General features: G+C 42.0%; 15 protein-coding genes and 1 pseudogene. 5 read left to right on the top strand and 11 right to left on the bottom strand.

What is annotated here, in order from left to right:
• Positions 1 to 9: 9 nt before the first annotated feature.
• Genes L0B17_RS00955 through L0B17_RS00945 form a run of 3 tightly spaced genes read right to left on the bottom strand, consistent with a single transcriptional unit; the run spans position 10 to position 2,334 of the window.
• Entirely contained in the window at positions 10 to 990 is a 981-nt protein-coding gene (locus L0B17_RS00955) for a COX15/CtaA family protein (protein WP_235086979.1), read from the bottom strand.
• Positions 990 to 1,541 (bottom strand): hypothetical protein, encoded by a 552-nt coding sequence (locus tag L0B17_RS00950; RefSeq protein WP_235086978.1) that lies wholly within the window; start codon positions 1,539 to 1,541, stop codon positions 990 to 992. The genes L0B17_RS00955 and L0B17_RS00950 overlap by 1 nt, the downstream gene beginning before the upstream one ends.
• A gap of 40 nt (positions 1,542 to 1,581) precedes the next feature.
• Positions 1,582 to 2,334, bottom strand: a complete 753-nt coding sequence (locus tag L0B17_RS00945) for an SURF1 family protein (RefSeq protein WP_235086976.1) — start codon at positions 2,332 to 2,334, stop codon at positions 1,582 to 1,584.
• A gap of 10 nt (positions 2,335 to 2,344) precedes the next feature.
• Here L0B17_RS00945 and L0B17_RS00940 point away from each other — a divergent pair, with 10 nt between their 5' ends.
• On the top strand, positions 2,345 to 2,563 hold the full coding sequence (locus L0B17_RS00940; RefSeq protein WP_235086974.1) for a DUF2909 domain-containing protein: 219 nt from the start codon (positions 2,345 to 2,347) through the stop codon (positions 2,561 to 2,563).
• Between the two features lie 20 nt (positions 2,564 to 2,583).
• Here the strand turns inward: L0B17_RS00940 and L0B17_RS00935 are convergent, their stop codons facing one another.
• From L0B17_RS00935 to lexA, 6 genes and pseudogenes are all read right to left on the bottom strand, one after another.
• Positions 2,584 to 3,459 carry a cytochrome c oxidase subunit 3 gene (locus L0B17_RS00935; RefSeq protein WP_235086973.1) on the bottom strand — a complete coding sequence of 292 codons (876 nt, stop codon included), beginning with the start codon at positions 3,457 to 3,459 and terminating at the stop codon, positions 2,584 to 2,586.
• A complete protein-coding gene (locus tag L0B17_RS00930; RefSeq protein ID WP_235086971.1) occupies positions 3,456 to 4,019 on the bottom strand; it encodes a cytochrome c oxidase assembly protein in 564 nt (187 codons plus the stop codon). The genes L0B17_RS00935 and L0B17_RS00930 overlap by 4 nt, the downstream gene beginning before the upstream one ends.
• A gap of 1 nt (position 4,020) precedes the next feature.
• Positions 4,021 to 5,609: pseudogene (gene ctaD / locus L0B17_RS00925) on the bottom strand (cytochrome c oxidase subunit I).
• A gap of 10 nt (positions 5,610 to 5,619) precedes the next feature.
• A complete protein-coding gene (gene coxB, locus L0B17_RS00920) occupies positions 5,620 to 7,197 on the bottom strand; it encodes a cytochrome c oxidase subunit II (RefSeq protein ID WP_235086970.1) in 1,578 nt (525 codons plus the stop codon).
• A 388-nt stretch (positions 7,198 to 7,585) separates the two neighbouring features.
• Positions 7,586 to 8,104, bottom strand: a complete 519-nt coding sequence (locus L0B17_RS00915; RefSeq protein ID WP_235086968.1) for a cell division inhibitor SulA — start codon at positions 8,102 to 8,104, stop codon at positions 7,586 to 7,588.
• Positions 8,101 to 8,718 (bottom strand): transcriptional repressor LexA, encoded by a 618-nt coding sequence (gene lexA / locus L0B17_RS00910; protein ID WP_235086966.1) that lies wholly within the window; start codon positions 8,716 to 8,718, stop codon positions 8,101 to 8,103. Before lexA ends, L0B17_RS00915 begins: the two co-directional genes overlap by 4 nt.
• A gap of 250 nt (positions 8,719 to 8,968) precedes the next feature.
• Here lexA and plsB point away from each other — a divergent pair, with 250 nt between their 5' ends.
• The 3 genes from plsB to L0B17_RS00895 all read left to right on the top strand — a co-directional run bounded on the left by plsB (position 8,969) and on the right by L0B17_RS00895 (position 12,995).
• A complete protein-coding gene (gene plsB / locus L0B17_RS00905) occupies positions 8,969 to 11,392 on the top strand; it encodes a glycerol-3-phosphate 1-O-acyltransferase PlsB (RefSeq protein WP_235086964.1) in 2,424 nt (807 codons plus the stop codon).
• Entirely contained in the window at positions 11,392 to 12,648 is a 1,257-nt protein-coding gene (gene mtr / locus L0B17_RS00900; protein ID WP_235086963.1) for a tryptophan permease, read from the top strand. Before plsB ends, mtr begins: the two co-directional genes overlap by 1 nt.
• Before the next feature lie 83 nt (positions 12,649 to 12,731).
• Positions 12,732 to 12,995 carry a hypothetical protein gene (locus L0B17_RS00895; RefSeq protein WP_235086961.1) on the top strand — a complete coding sequence of 88 codons (264 nt, stop codon included), beginning with the start codon at positions 12,732 to 12,734 and terminating at the stop codon, positions 12,993 to 12,995.
• Positions 12,996 to 13,183: 188 nt separating this feature from the next.
• Here the strand turns inward: L0B17_RS00895 and L0B17_RS00890 are convergent, their stop codons facing one another.
• Positions 13,184 to 13,327 (bottom strand): hypothetical protein, encoded by a 144-nt coding sequence (locus tag L0B17_RS00890; protein WP_235086960.1) that lies wholly within the window; start codon positions 13,325 to 13,327, stop codon positions 13,184 to 13,186.
• 407 nt (positions 13,328 to 13,734) lie between these two features.
• On the opposite strand from L0B17_RS00890, the gene L0B17_RS00885 reads away from it, so the two are divergent.
• The gene (locus L0B17_RS00885; protein WP_235086958.1) at positions 13,735 to 14,298 is read left to right on the top strand and encodes a NapC/NirT family cytochrome c; all 564 of its coding nucleotides are present in this window, start codon (positions 13,735 to 13,737) and stop codon (positions 14,296 to 14,298) included.
• 93 nt (positions 14,299 to 14,391) lie between these two features.
• Here the strand turns inward: L0B17_RS00885 and rsmD are convergent, their stop codons facing one another.
• Entirely contained in the window at positions 14,392 to 14,973 is a 582-nt protein-coding gene (gene rsmD, locus L0B17_RS00880) for a 16S rRNA (guanine(966)-N(2))-methyltransferase RsmD (protein ID WP_235086957.1), read from the bottom strand.
• Positions 14,974 to 15,107 lie beyond the last annotated feature (134 nt).

Below are 15,107 nucleotides of genomic sequence, written 5' to 3'. Positions count from 1 at the left end.
GTCCTCTCGTTACGCTTTACGCCATAGGGCGTAGTTAATAAATACCATGGTGATCAACAATAACGCTGCGCCGCCATTATGTGAAACTGCAATGCCTAAGGGTAAATTCATCACCACATTACTGATGCCTAACGCCACTTGCCCAACTACCATTAACATCAGTAAATAGGCGCTGTTGCGCATGGTGGATGATTGCGCTTTTAATAATTTGAACGCTAACCAAACAAGCATTACAGCGGTGAATACTCCCCAAATACGGTGAGTAATGTGAATTGTCATTCTAGTTGGGTAATCTAATACACCATATTCAAAACTGGGGTGCTCACCTTGAAAAGGTGAAAATGCATCGGCAAAGCGCAGGTTATCTACCCAATTCCCTTCACAAATAGGCAAGCTAGTGCAGGCCAGCGCCGCATAGTTAGAGGATGTCCAACCGCCCAGCATAATTTGCACTATTAATATCACTAAGCCTAAAGCTGCCAGTGGCGCGAGTTTACGCGCATAAATATCACCACCAGGAATGCGCAAAGGTTTAGTACGTAAATACAGAATGAATAATAGTGAAAAGAGGGCAAAACCACCGATTAAGTGGGACATTACCACGATCGGCATGAGCTTCATGGTGACAGTCCACATGCCTAACGCAGCTTGAAAAATGATTAAGGCTGAGATAAATATAGGTAACTTTTTTGGTGCTTCGCGCTGCTTTAAGCACATGATTAAAATCACCAGCACCATAAGGCCTAATGTGCCGGCAATATAGCGATGGATCATTTCTAACCAGGCTTTTTCTGGTTCAACAGTGTGTTCAGGAAAGTGGGTTTCGACTTTAGCTAATTCATGGCTTTCACTGGGTACGGTTAAATGACCATAACAGCCTGGCCAGTCTGGACAGCCTAAACCCGCATCAGAAAGCCGTGTATAAGCGCCCATTAGAATCACCATTAAGGTAAATACTAAGGTGAATTTAATCAGTTGAGGAATATGCATTAACCCACCCTCGACAGCTTAAGCATTTTACGTAGGTCGGCAATAATCGCTTTGCCTTGAACGATATTAGCATCACGCCCTAATACCGCGTCATATTGCATGACTAGGCTACCTAAGGGGTCGACGATAATCATTTGTTGTGATGTTAACAATTCAGCCATCTTGCTGTTAATTGCGGCGGTATCAAAAGGAATGTGTAACTGTTTAAGCGCGTCGATATCACTGTTATCTTGCAGCAGTATCATAGGAACGATTCTGTCGCGGTCTCGCCCTAGGGCAATGTGACTTTGGTTAATGATATATAACCTGTCTACACATTGCTCATTGCACTTTTCTGGCAGTAAATACACCAGTTGCCACAAATGCGGTTTAGGGTTGTCCATCTCTAGAGTGCTGTAATTAAGCTCTGTATTGAGCAGAGCACCTTTGTTGGTTGCGCCGCCATGATACCAATCCATACTTAACACTAGCTTGGCTAATGCCACTGGCACTAGAAATACTACAAACAAGAGTATTAATGTTTTATTACTTTTTTTAGGTTGGGAGTTCATTCTCTCTCCTCTTATTACTTGTTATATAATGGGAAAATATTTAACGTCTTAATTGCCGCCACTTTTTTAGCGTCAACCAAGTCATTAATCCTAAAAACACAGCGGCCATAGTGAACCATTGCAGTGCATATCCTTGGTGTTTGTTTGCCGATAACGGAATGGGTTGCCAAGGTTGTGGTAAATCCATATGGGGCACATTGTCAGGTTGTAAAACCACTGGTAATAATGGATACCCCAGTGTTTGTGATAACTCTTCTATGGCGATATTTTGAAAGCGCATAGGATTACCACTTTCAGCCATAAGATGGTCGCTAAGTGGATTAGTTTGTTTTTGATAAATTCGCCCGAGTAATTTGTAACGTCCAGCTGGGATAGGGTTAATTTGGGGCAAAATACGACGATCTTTATTGGCAGGTGTAAAGCCAAGTTCGACTAATAATCTAGGCGCAGTCGGTTTTACTTGAAATACCTGGTAGGCCAAGTAACCCACCTGGCCTTGATATACTTGATTGTCGAGTAATAATACTTGGTCAGAAACCGGTGAGGCTGACACGGCAACACGGTAGCCGGTTAAAATATTTGTCTCAGACGCATCGGCGATTTGCGAAGCAATAATATGCTGTAAGGACTTAAAGTTAATGGCGGCCTGATTTTGTCTTTCAATTAACGTTTGTTCCCAAGCCTGTTTGAATTCAGCTCGTTCAAGCTGCCATAAACCTAACTTGACCAAAATGCTAAACACGCTCACAGTAATAGCAACAAAAACAAACGCGGCCCAACCTAAACCCGCCAAAGGATTGCCTGTGACAGCCCCTCTGTTCGTTAAATTAGTATTAGTGCTACTGCTTGTATTCATTCTATTTAATTTAGCTCGCGCATTATTTATTATGGTGAGAGGTGAAAACAGTCAGCCTATGAGTCGCTTTTTAGGGCGTAGGGTGATGTTTTCTGCATTAGTGGTTATTTTATTATTAATTGCCATGGGATTAGGCATTATCGATCCTAACCCACGGCCTTACTAATATGTGCTATTTACTCGTTGCTACAACACGTAAACAAACACAAATAAACATAACCAAACCACATCAACAAAGTGCCAATACCAGCTACCTGCTTGAAAGGCAAAATGTTTATCTTGGGTGAAGTGACCCTTCAATACCCTTAAAAACAGTACAATTAAAAACACTGTCCCTAAGGTGACGTGCATGCCGTGAAAACCGGTTAGCAAGAAGAAGGTGTTGCCATAAATACCCGACTCAAGCGTTAAGCCCATTTCATGGTAAGCATGGCTATATTCTTCCACTTGTAAAAACAAGAACGCGATCCCTAAAAGAATGGTTAGTCCTAACCAAATTTTCAATGGTGTACGTTTCGCTTTTTCTAAACTCGTGTGAGCAAAGTGTAATGTCACTGAAGAGGTTAATAGCAATATCGTATTGATAAGGGGTAAACCTGTCCACGGCATGGCTTCAGTGGTTGTGCCGTCTGGAGTTTTAACCAGTGGCCATACGGCTTCAAATGCTGGCCATAATACTTCATGGGTCATAGCATTATTTGATGCGCCACCTAACCAGGGCATTGCAATCATTCTGGCGTAAAATAACGCGCCAAAAAATGCCCCGAAGAACATGATTTCAGAAAAAATAAACCAGCTCATTCCTTGGCGAAAAGAGCGGTCCATTTGTGCCGAGTACAAGCCGGACATCGATTCATCAATCACGGTTTTGAACCAACCAAAAATCATAAATATGATTACAGCGATACCGGTTATTAAAATATAACCGCCATAGCTAGATTCGGTTGATAGTTGTTGTACGTAGCTGCCTGCGCCAAAGGCGATCAAAAACAGGCCAATTGCACCAATGATAGGCCAGGCACTTTGTGCTGGCACATAATAGGCTTCATGCTTTGTGGTCATTTTGCTGCTCCTTGCTTTATACCACCACCGACTTTGTCGGTAATGTCATAAAGGGTATAAGAGAGAGTCAATGTATTAATGGATTCTGGTAAGTCAGGATCCACGTAAAAAACCAGTGGAAGTTCAGCACTTGCTGATGCCGCTAACGGTTGTTGATTAAAACAAAAGCATTCTGTTTTATTGAAATAAGCAGCACCTTGACCAGGCGATACCGAAGGTATCGCTTGGCCAACCGTGTCTTTTGTCGATAAGTTTTTGGCATAAAACTTCGCATGGGTAAGCTCACCAGGGTGTACTGTAATGCGATTGACCTGAGGCTTAAATTCCCACGACATATCAGATTGCACCTGCGCGACAAATTCAATGGTAACGGTGCGGCTTTTATCTACAACGACCGCTTGATAAGTGCTGGCGGTGTTTTGGGGTTTTCCATTGATTCCCAAGGCATCACACAGCACGTCATACAAAGGCACCAACGCAAAACCAAAGCCAAACATACCCACAGCGCCCAAAACAAGCATGGTCAGTAATTTACGATTCGATTTTGTTGGCTGAGTCATCTCATTTTACCTCTGGTGGAGTGGTAAATGAGTGATAAGGAGCAGGGCTTGGAATAGTCCATTCCAATCCTTCAGCACCTTCCCATGGTTTATCTGGTGCTTTTTCACCGCCTTTAATGCATTTAAGCACTACGGCTAAGAAAATAAGCTGAGATAATCCAAAGGCAAATCCACCAATAGAGACAATCTGGTTAACGTCGGCAAACTGAATAGCGTAGTCAGGAATTCGACGTGGCATACCCGCAAGTCCTAAGAAATGCATAGGGAAAAACAGTACGTTAACCGAAATAACCGAGCACCAGAAATGCCATTTACCTAAAGTTTCGCTGTACATATGACCGGTCCATTTAGGCAGCCAATAGTAAGCCGCGGCCATAATGGAGAATATTGCCCCAGTGACCAGTACATAATGGAAATGGGCCACCACAAAATAGGTGTCATGGTACTGGAAGTCCGCTGGTGTAATGGCCAGCATGAGTCCAGAGAAACCGCCAATGGTGAATAAAATAATAAAGGCGATAGCAAATAACATAGGCGTTTCAAACGTTAAAGAACCACGCCACATGGTTGCTACCCAGTTAAATATTTTCACCCCCGTTGGTACGGCAATCAGCATAGTACAATACATAAAGAACAGTTCAGCAAATACCGGCATACCAGTAGTGAACATATGATGTGCCCACACTAAGAATGACAGCACCGCAATACTGGCGGTTGCATATACCATTGACGAATACCCAAATAGCTTTTTACGGCTAAAGGCGGGCACAATGGCAGAGATAATACCGAATGAAGGTAAAATCATGATGTACACTTCTGGATGACCAAAGAACCAGAAAATATGCTGGAACATAACAGGGTCGCCACCACCCGCGGCATCAAAAAAGCTAGTGCCGAAGTATTTATCGGTTAATACCATAGTGACTGCGCCAGCCAGTACCGGCATTACTGCAATCAGCAGGAATGCGGTAATAAGCCATGTCCACACGAATAAAGGTAACTTCATCCATGTCATGCCGGTGCACGCATATTGACTATGGTCACAATCACGTTGATTGCGCCCATAATCGAGCTTATCCCCATAATGTGTATCGAAAATACAAACAGTGCAGTGCTATCTGGGCTGTAGGTTGTTGACAACGGTGCGTAGAATGTCCAACCAAAGTTAGGCCCACCGCCTTCCATGAATAATGTGCTAAGTAGCATGGCAAAGGCGAAGGGTAAAATCCAAAAACTCCAGTTGTTCATGCGAGGCAATGCCATATCTGGCGCACCAATCATCATAGGTATTAGCCAGTTAGCTAAGCCTGTAAAGGCTGGCATAACAGCACCAAATACCATGATAAGACCATGAACTGTGGTCATCTGATTGAAAAAGTTAGGTTCAACTAGCTGTAAGCCAGGTTGAAATAACTCGGCGCGGATCACCATTGCCATGGCGCCGCCGGTTAAAAACATTATAAAACTGAACCATAAATACAAAGAACCAATGTCTTTATGGTTAGTGGTTAGCAGCCAGCGCATAATGCCTTTAGGGGCACCATGATGATGATCGTCATGGACTGCAGTATCGTGCGTAGTTGTGCTCATTAATTATCCCCTACTGTCCATGGCTATTAACATCGGCAGCTTGCACCGTATCGCCAGAGTTGTTACCCCATGCATTACGCTCGTAAGTGATCACCGCAGCCATTTGGCGTGGTGTCAAAGAACTCGCGAAAGCTTGCATTGCAGTACCTGGCTTACCGTTATGAACGATATTGATATGCGCATCAACAGGGCCTGTAATGATAGGGCTACCAATCAATGATGGGAATGCACCAGGTAAACCTGCACCTGTAGCTTGGTGACAAGCTGCACAAGAGGATGTGTATACCTGTAAACCTTCTGTCATTAATTGCTCATGGGTTAATTCTGATAAATCTATCTCTTTAACCTCGGCGATAATCTCGACGGCTTTTTCAACCACATCATTGACTTGCTCTACCACATCGGTAGGTGCAACGGGCGGAGTGCTAGCATCTTGTGCATTGGGCTCTGTGGTATTAGCGGCTGCACCACTGGCAACATTGCTTACATCAACAGCCTGAATTACATCACCAGTGTTGTTGCCCCAAGCATTACGCTCATAAGTGACAACAGCGGCAATATCTTTGGCGCTCAACTGTTTTGCAAATGATTGCATTGCCGTTCCGGGCTTACCATTGAGCACAATGTCAATATGACCATCAGAAGGGCCTTTAATCAATGGGCTGCCAATAAGAGAAGGGAATACACCAGGTAAGCCAGCACCGTTAGGTTGGTGACACGCTGCACAAGTAGATAGATAGATTTGCTCACCTTTAGTCATTAACTCTTCTTTTGAAAGAGTTTCTGATAATGCAGCTTGCGCAGCGGCAGCAGCATTACTGGCAAGTTTTTTCTGATCTATAAGCCAGGCATCGTACTCAGCTTCAGGCAGCGCCTGTACTACGATGGGCATGAATCCATGGTCTTTACCGCATAATTCGGCACATTGGCCACGGTAAATGCCAGCTTTGTCGATTCGTGTCCATGCTTCATTAATAAAGCCTGGGTTAGCATCTTTTTTAACGGCAAATGCCGGTACCCACCAAGAGTGGATAACATCATCGGATGTCATTAAAAAACGCACTTTACGATTAAGGGGTAATACCAAAGGTTTATCGACTTCTAACAAGTAGGTTGCACTTTTGGTTTCATTACCTTCAATTTGGGTACGTGGGGTGGATAAAATGCTATAGAACTCGACATCTTCATTAAAATAGCTGTAATGCCATTTCCACTGCGAACCGGTGATTTTAATGGTTAAGTCCGCATCTGACGGATCTTCCATAGCGATCAAGGTTTTAGTGGCTGGAATGGCCATACCAATTAGAATAACAAATGGGATCATGGTCCAAGCAATTTCTACTTTGGTACTTTCATGAAAATTTGCCGCGACAGCGCCTTTGGATTTACGGTGATAGATCATCGAGTAAATCATGATCCCAAACACCACAACACCAATAGCACAACAAATATAAAGAATGATCATATGGAGGTCATAAACCTGACCACTGATATCCGTTACACCCTTTGTCATGTTGAGGGGCATTTCTTTTGCCCCAAGTGGAGGTGCCAGTAACACCGCCATTACACAATACAACCATTGCTTCACAAGACTTCTCCTCTGCCAATTGCGAATAGCAACTACAAAGAAGAGCCACACAGTAAGTCTCTGCTCTATGTAAACTCTTCGGTTCCCAAAAAAGCTTGATGACCTCAAAGTACCTTGGTGGTTGTAAGCGTTAAGGCTTACTGATTTGTATTTATGTGCACCACGCCGGTACCTACAACTGAACTTATCAATTCTGATTTGACGCTTTTATCTGTCAGATAAAATCTAGACTGTAGCGTTTTAATTAGGTTAAAAATGTTTCAACCCTGTTAAATACATTACTTGTAGATTAAACATTGATCAAGATCACTTTTATTGCTAATTAGCTGAAAGTTTGCATAAAAAAGCCCTGTACATAGACAGGGCTCAGTAAACACGCCATTTACTATTAATGAAATGAAGTGAAATTAATTGTTTTAACAGCATTATTTTGATTTGAAATAAGCGCTTTGGTTGCCAAACTAGTGCCTAAGTGAGTGCTTACATCCTCAATCACGACACCTAATGCTCGGGCACTTTTTGCAACTAACTCTAATCGGCGACTGTCGCGCGCATCTAAAGGTTGAGTCCATGAAATAACTGCACTAGATGTACCACTGGTTAATGCTTTTTCCATTGCCCAAAGTGTTTCAATTTCGTCCTTCGCATGCACTAACAATACGCGGTCCATTCTAACCCCTGCACTAGCTAACATCTGTTTGTAATTGATATTGGCGGGGTTAATTAGCACAATCCAGCGGCCTTGTTGGCTTAATTGCGCTAATTGGCTAGCATATTGACCGAGTTCTATTTTACCGTTGGTTTCAGTTTGGAGTGTGGTGATAGGCTGCACTAAATTAATATCTGCAGTTGGCATATCTACCCATAAACCAGGATGACGCGGGGATGTACCCATTAGTTTGTTCATAACCATTCTCCATTACGAATTACACCAACTGCAAGCCCTTCAATAGTCAGGCTTTGGTAACTTAAATCTACTTCAATAGGTGCATATGCTTCATTTTCAGCATGCAAATACACGATATTGCCTTTTTTCTCAAAACGTTTCACTGTAACGTCATCTTCAACACGAGCAACAACGACTTGACCATTTCGGGCTTGCTGCATTTTATGTACGGCGAGTAAATCACCTTCTAAAATGCCGATGTTTTTCATGCTGTCACCGCGAACTCTTAATAAGAAGTCTGCGACAGGTTTAAACATATTCGGATCGACTTGATAGTATTGTTCAACATGCTCTTGCGCTAAAATAGGCTCACCTGCTGCGACTTGGCCAATCAAAGGTAAACCAGTTTCTTCTGGCTCATCTTCTTGGGTTAATCGTATACCGCGAGATGTACCCGGCATGATTTCAATAAACCCTTTTTTAGCCAAGGCTTTTAAATGCTCTTCAGCGGCATTTGCGCTTTTAAAACCTAGACGTGTAGCGATTTCTGCACGAGTAGGTGGCATACCAGTTTCAGAGATATTGTTTTTAATAAGCTCTAAAATTTCAGCTTGGCGTGGTGTTAAGGGTCTCATGTTATTTCCTGTCTTTCTATACAGTAACTGTCATTATATACAGTGTTTGTGTTTGCGCAAGTATTCACCAATTATTTTTTAATTTTATTATTGGAAATGATTTTTTTACTATATTTATCAATTGTATGTTTTACTTTATTTGTTATTGAATTTAAAAGCGCTGCTGGATGTGTACAGCATATAGTGAAAGGTAACCAGTTTCTGGTATCCTATGCGCCCATATTAAAAGGGCTTTATTGCGAATATTATTATGTCAAAACCAGATTCAATCATGCTTAGAGTGTTGCGCAGGGTCCAAAAGCTGATGGTGCAAACGATAGTTGTGCCACATGACCCATTTGCAGATCTAAACTTCGATCCAGATAAGCCCATTGTTTATGTCATGAAGACAGAGTCAATTAGCGACACTGCCGCATTAAGCGAAATGACCCAAGGCTTAGGCTTACCAAGTCCATATGCACCATTACAACTTGATGGTATGAAAGTGCCACGAGTGGTTTGTTTAGAAGGGCGAAAACCCATTATTGGTAAGCGTGAAGGTGGCGAAAAGTTTTTAAACTGTTTTACCAGTTTATTAGCTCTCCATCGTCAGCAGCCTGGGTTAGACATTCAACTAGTGCCAGTGAGTCTATACTGGGGCCGTACTCCAGGCAAAGAAGATGACACGATGAAAGCCGCTGTGCTTGAACGTGAAAGTCCAACCTGGTTACGTAAATGGTTAATGATCCTGTTTCTAGGTCGGCATAATTTTGTGCAGTTTTCTAATGCAATGTCATTACGTTATTTAGCCGATGAGCATGGGACTGATGAAGCCATTGCCCATAAATTAATTCGTGTCGCACGGGTACATTTTCGTCGTCAACGTAAAGTCATGACTGGCCCGCAACTGCCTAACCGTCAAGCGCTGTTTGCTTCGTTATTAAAGTCTGAGTCAATTAATAAGGCGATTGAAGAAGAAGCGGCAAACAAGAAGATTTCTAAACAAAAAGCGCGTGAAACTGCGATTGAATATCTGGACGAAATCGCGGCCGACTACTCAGATAGTTTAGTGCGCATTGCTGAGCGCTTTTTAACCTGGCTATGGAATAAGCTATACAGTGGTATTAACATCAAAGGTGCTGAGCAAGTTCGTCAACTGCATCATGATGGCCATGAAATTGTCTATGTGCCTTGTCATCGCAGCCACATGGACTATTTATTACTGTCTTATATTTTGTATTACCAAGGTATGGTGCCACCGCACATTGCAGCTGGTATCAACTTAAACTTCTGGCCTGCTGGCCCTATGTTCCGCCGTGGCGGCGCTTTCTTCATTCGTCGTAGTTTTAATGGCAATAAATTGTATACCGCTATTTTTCGTGAGTATTTAGATCAATTGTTCGCCAAGGGTTATGCCGTCGAGTACTTTACCGAAGGGGGTCGTTCACGCACTGGCAGATTACTTGCGCCTAAAACCGGTATGTTAGCCATGACGATTAACAGTGTGCTGCGTGGTATTGAGCGGCCAGTGACTTTGGTGCCAGTTTATCTGGGTTACGACCATGTAATGGAAGTCGCTACTTACCATAAAGAATTGAGTGGTAAGAAAAAAGAGAAGGAATCGCTTTGGCAGGTATTTGGCGCTATCCGTAAACTGGGTAATTTTGGTCAAGGTTACGTAAACTTTGGTGAACCAATTAATTTACAGAACTTTTTGAAACAACAATCTCCTGACTGGCGTGAAGAAATTGCCAAAGATCCTGACCAAAAGCCATCATGGGTCACGCCAGCGGTTAATTTACTTGCCAATCAAGTGATGACCAACATTAATGGTGCCGCGGCAGCCAGTTCAGTGACATTAACCAGTTTAGTATTATTGGCCTCAGAGCAGAATGCGTTGGAGCGTCATCAGCTTGAGCGTCAGTTAAATTTCTATTTAAAGCTATTAAAGCAAGCACCTTATTCAGACTATACATCTGTTGCTGAAGGTGATGGTCAATCTATTGTTAAGCACTGTTTATCACTCAATAAATTTACCTTAGAGAAAGATCTTCTTGGGGATATTGTCGCCATAGATCCTAACCATACAATTACTTTGAGTTATTACCGTAATAATATTATTCATATCATGATTGTACCTTCATTAATTGCCAGCTGCTTAGTGCGTTATGAAGAGTGTAACCGTGAACAAATTCTGGCAGTGGTCGAGGACTTTTATCCGCTGATGAAAGCGGAATTATTCATGGGTATTGTTGATCTTCCAGCGTATGTTGATTTAGTACTTGATCAAATGGTTGAGGAGAATCTAATCAGTGGTGATAAACGTTGTGTTGTTGTCGAGGCTAATATTACCCAGTTAGAGCTATTGGCTGAAACGGTTAGTGAAACATTACAGCGTTACGCCATTATCTTTAATTTACTGGGTATTAAACCTGAACTAGAGCGTGCAGAGCTTGAGCGAGACAGTCATTTATTGGCTCAAAGGTTAGGGGCGTTACACGGCATTACCGCACCAGAGTTTTATGATAAAAAATTGTACAACACCCTCAGCGTGAAGTTAAAAGAGCTAGGGTATTTATGCAGCCGCGAGCCATTAGATGATGTGTTCCGCATACGCGACCATGCGAATGGATTATTACGTCCTTCAGTACGACAAACCATTCAAGATAGCGTCAACGCGGAGCATTTAAATTAATGGCAAACCACATGAATGCGGCTAAAAATAGCCCCAAAAGTAAGTCCCTTATTGGTGGGGCTATGATTATTGCTGGCACAACTGTTGGTGCGGGAATGTTCTCGTTACCTGTTGTTGGGGCAGGCATGTGGTTTAGTTATTCTTTACTGATGTTGATCGGCATTTGGTTTTGTATGCTGATGTCTGGTTTACTGCTTCTTGAAGCCAATTTGCATTTCGAGCCTGGCGCCAGCTTTGATACGTTAACGCGCGATACGCTTGGCCAATTTGGTCGAATAGTCAATGGCTTATCAATTGCTTTTGTGCTGTATATTTTAACCTATGCCTATATTAGTGGTGGTGGTTCGATTGTTAATCATAGCTTGCAAGCCATTGGTATTACCTTGCCGCAAAGTCTAGCCGGATTAGTATTTGCACTTGTATTAGCGCTGATTGTGTTAATTAGTACCAAAGCGGTTGATAGAATTACCACTGTTATGCTTGGTGGTATGGTGATTACTTTCTTTTTAGCCACGGGTAATTTATTAATTGAAATACAGCCTAGCCGATTGTTCGAACCTGATGGTGAAGCGCGATATTTACCTTATATGTTAGCCGCATTGCCATTTGGCCTAGCCAGCTTTGGTTATCATGGCAATGTACCAAGCTTGGTTAAATATTATGGCAAAGATGCAAAAACCATTGTCAAAGCGATTGTGTTAGGCACAAGCATTGCCTTGGTGATATACGCCTGTTGGTTAGTGGTTACTATGGGTAATATTTCACGCGCTATGTTCGCAGATATTATTGCCCAGGGCGGTAATATGGGAGTCCTAGTGGCGGCGTTATCTGAATCCATCGCCAGTGAAAATTTATCACGCGTACTGACTTTATTTGCCAACCTGGCGGTTGCCTCATCTTTCTTAGGTGTGACTTTAGGCTTATTCGATTATCTAGCTGATTTATTTGGTTTTGATGATTCACGAACTGGTCGATTAAAGACCGCCGCAATTACGTTTATTCCGCCAACCGTATTAGGGTTACTTTTTCCTAATGGTTTTTTGATGGCCATTGGTTTTGCGGCTTTAGCTGCAACGATTTGGGCGGTTATTGTGCCAGCCCTATTGGCTTATAAAACCCGCCAGCTATACCCTAATAGCCAAAGCTTTAAAGTTCCTGGGGGCAATATGTTGATCATTATTGTGGTGTTATTTGGTGCACTAACGGCAACGTGTCACTTACTGGCCATGGCGGATATTTTACCCGTTTATCAGTAAGCTAGTTTGAGTGGATGTAAAATATTGATAACAAACGGTTTCTGTTGTTAGGTTAGCTTTTTTAATTCAAGGATGAGGTCGTGATGTCAGATATACAACCAACACAAGTTAAAGCCATTGAGCATAAAATGCTGATGGTAGGGATTATCGACTTACCGGGCAGTCTGCTGTTTGGCTTAGGCTTATATGGCGTATTTGCTGGTTTTGATGAAAACTTTTTACCTATGCTTGCTGATCAAAAGATCATCTACGCTATGCTCGCTGTAGGCGGTGTCATTATGCTTTGGGCTGGTTTAAGTATGTTTAAGCTTGCCCGTGAAAAACAGCACATTTTGGCTAAAGGCTAACAATTATTGAGATATTGATTGTTACTGAACAATATCGCTAGAGCAGCTAAGTTTATGCAAAAAAATGCGATCAAATAGATAAGTCTTAAAGGGTTTTCTGTTTGGTCGCAAAAATCACGATGATTATTAAAGTCCCAGCCAAATAGCCCCCCACCATGACGACCATATTCTTGTCGAATTGTCGCTTTTCACGCTTTATTCCATTGGCTAAAATCACCATTTTTGCGACGTAAAATAAGTTGTTCAATACATTGCTGATAACCCTGAGGGTGTTTTTGGGGATTGAGCATATCGCGATGAATATGCAATATATCGATATTGAAACTAGCCAAGTCTTGTGTCGAGGCGGCTTTGTTTTTCGCTTTCTGGTCACGACAATCCTGTCAAATAAGATAATCCCTATCAATATGAAATAATAATTAATTTTAGCGCTAAGTCAAAGCGGTAGACATTAATTGTCCCAAGGTTAATTTATGTGATTATGCTCGTTTTGGGATCTGTATTGCAATTATACAGCTGACTTTTTGTGTCTTGTTGTTAAGTCACCTCAGTTGTATTGAGTTTAGTTTAAGATTGGAATGGGTCATAGTGAGTCGATTATGGATCAACTTCAAAGTTTACGTAATGAGTTGTATCTATTTATCTAAATCTAGAGGCATATCTGCTTTTTTCGTACCACAACACTCTACACTTACTCAAAATTAATAATGTATAAAATGCTGTAAAACGGAGATGTGTGATGAACTGGCGAACCCTATTTAAACCAAGTGCAAAATATTCCATTATCGTACTGATTGTTGTCGGTGTGATTTTAGGGGTAGTTGGCTACTTTGCAACTCAACAAACCTTACATGCAACAAGTACAGATGCCTTCTGTATGTCTTGTCACAGTAACCATTCTTTAAAAGATGAAGTGTTAGCGTCAGCTCATGGCGGAGGAAATGCAGGGGTAACAGTGCAATGTCAGGATTGTCACTTACCCCATGGTCCAGTTGATTACTTGATCAAGAAAATCATCGTTTCTAAAGATTTATATGGTTTTATGGTGATTGATGATTTCAATACCCAGGCATGGTTAGATGAAAACCGTAAAGCACAAGCAGATTTAGCGCTAAAGTATTTTAAATCCAATGACTCAGCCAACTGTCGTCATTGCCATACTCGCATTTATGAGAACCAGCCAGAAGGCATGAAAAAAATGGCGAAAAAAATGCATGACAATAATTTCAAAAAATCACCCGAAGACAGAAAAACCTGTGTTGATTGTCATAAAGGTGTCGCCCATCCGTACCCTAAAAAGTAACTTGATTTAGGCTACTGAATAAAAAACCTCGTTCAAGTGAACGAGGTTTTTTATGGATGAGTGCTAAAGTGCGGTTAACTATGTTGAGTTAGTTTATGGTTCTGGTTGATAAGTATATAAGCGGTAGCTCACTTGGCCGGCTGTTTTTTGTTTCAGGGGCAGCCAGCTTGCGGGAATAACTAGCTCAGTAAGATCTGTTTCTGTTTCAAGGTAAATGAGTGCATCGTTATTTAACCAGCCATGGGTCATTAATAACTCAATAGTCTGTTTTGCCAAACCTTTACGGAAGGGAGGGTCAATATAAACCACATCAAAGCCTTGATCTGTTCCTTTAGTCAATAACTGCAAGCTATCACCATTAATCACTTTGGCATTGGTGCAGTTAAGTGTGTGCAGATTTTTAGTCAGTTGGTTGGCAGCACTTTTTTGTAATTCAAACATTAACGCAAATTCGGCGTAACGTGATAACGACTCTAGGCCTAATGCACCGCTTCCGGCAAAACAATCTAATACTCTAGCGCCACGAATATCTACCGATAACCAGTTGAATAAGGTTTCACGTACGCGGTCTGTTGTGGGGCGTAAGCCTTCTAAATCATGGATCGGCAGCTTGCGAGAACGCCATTGGCCAGAAATAATTCTGACCTGTCCACTGCTGCTATTTTGTCGTGCCATGTGTTCCTCGTGATTTTGTCTGAACAAAGAAAAAGAAAGTGGTAGACTATGCTCACCTTAAACAGCTGATATTTTATATTAAACTCAACCAAAATACTGAGTATTCTCCAATAACCGCTATTGGCGTAAAAAAT

The organism is Shewanella sp. OMA3-2 (assembly GCF_021513195.1).
Classification (GTDB): Bacteria; Pseudomonadota; Gammaproteobacteria; order Enterobacterales; family Shewanellaceae; genus Shewanella.
The sequence above is the reverse complement of the archived record's forward strand: the minus strand, read 5'-3'. Positions and strand labels throughout refer to the sequence as shown.

Bases quoted from the DNA above. Each gene is read 5' to 3' on its own strand.
- L0B17_RS00955 (WP_235086979.1), bottom strand. From the start codon at position 990: ATGCATATTCCTCAACTGATTAAATTCACCTTAGTATTTACCTTAATG.
- L0B17_RS00950 (WP_235086978.1), bottom strand. From the start codon at position 1,541: ATGAACTCCCAACCTAAAAAAAGTAATAAAACATTAATACTCTTGTTT.
- L0B17_RS00935 (WP_235086973.1), bottom strand. From the start codon at position 3,459: ATGACCACAAAGCATGAAGCCTATTATGTGCCAGCACAAAGTGCCTGG.
- L0B17_RS00930 (WP_235086971.1), bottom strand. From the start codon at position 4,019: ATGACTCAGCCAACAAAATCGAATCGTAAATTACTGACCATGCTTGTT.
- L0B17_RS00915 (WP_235086968.1), bottom strand. From the start codon at position 8,104: ATGAACAAACTAATGGGTACATCCCCGCGTCATCCTGGTTTATGGGTA.
- lexA (WP_235086966.1), bottom strand. From the start codon at position 8,718: ATGAGACCCTTAACACCACGCCAAGCTGAAATTTTAGAGCTTATTAAA.
- plsB (WP_235086964.1), top strand. From the start codon at position 8,969: ATGTCAAAACCAGATTCAATCATGCTTAGAGTGTTGCGCAGGGTCCAA.
- mtr (WP_235086963.1), top strand. From the start codon at position 11,392: ATGGCAAACCACATGAATGCGGCTAAAAATAGCCCCAAAAGTAAGTCC.
- L0B17_RS00895 (WP_235086961.1), top strand. From the start codon at position 12,732: ATGTCAGATATACAACCAACACAAGTTAAAGCCATTGAGCATAAAATG.
- L0B17_RS00885 (WP_235086958.1), top strand. From the start codon at position 13,735: ATGAACTGGCGAACCCTATTTAAACCAAGTGCAAAATATTCCATTATC.
- rsmD (WP_235086957.1), bottom strand. From the start codon at position 14,973: ATGGCACGACAAAATAGCAGCAGTGGACAGGTCAGAATTATTTCTGGC.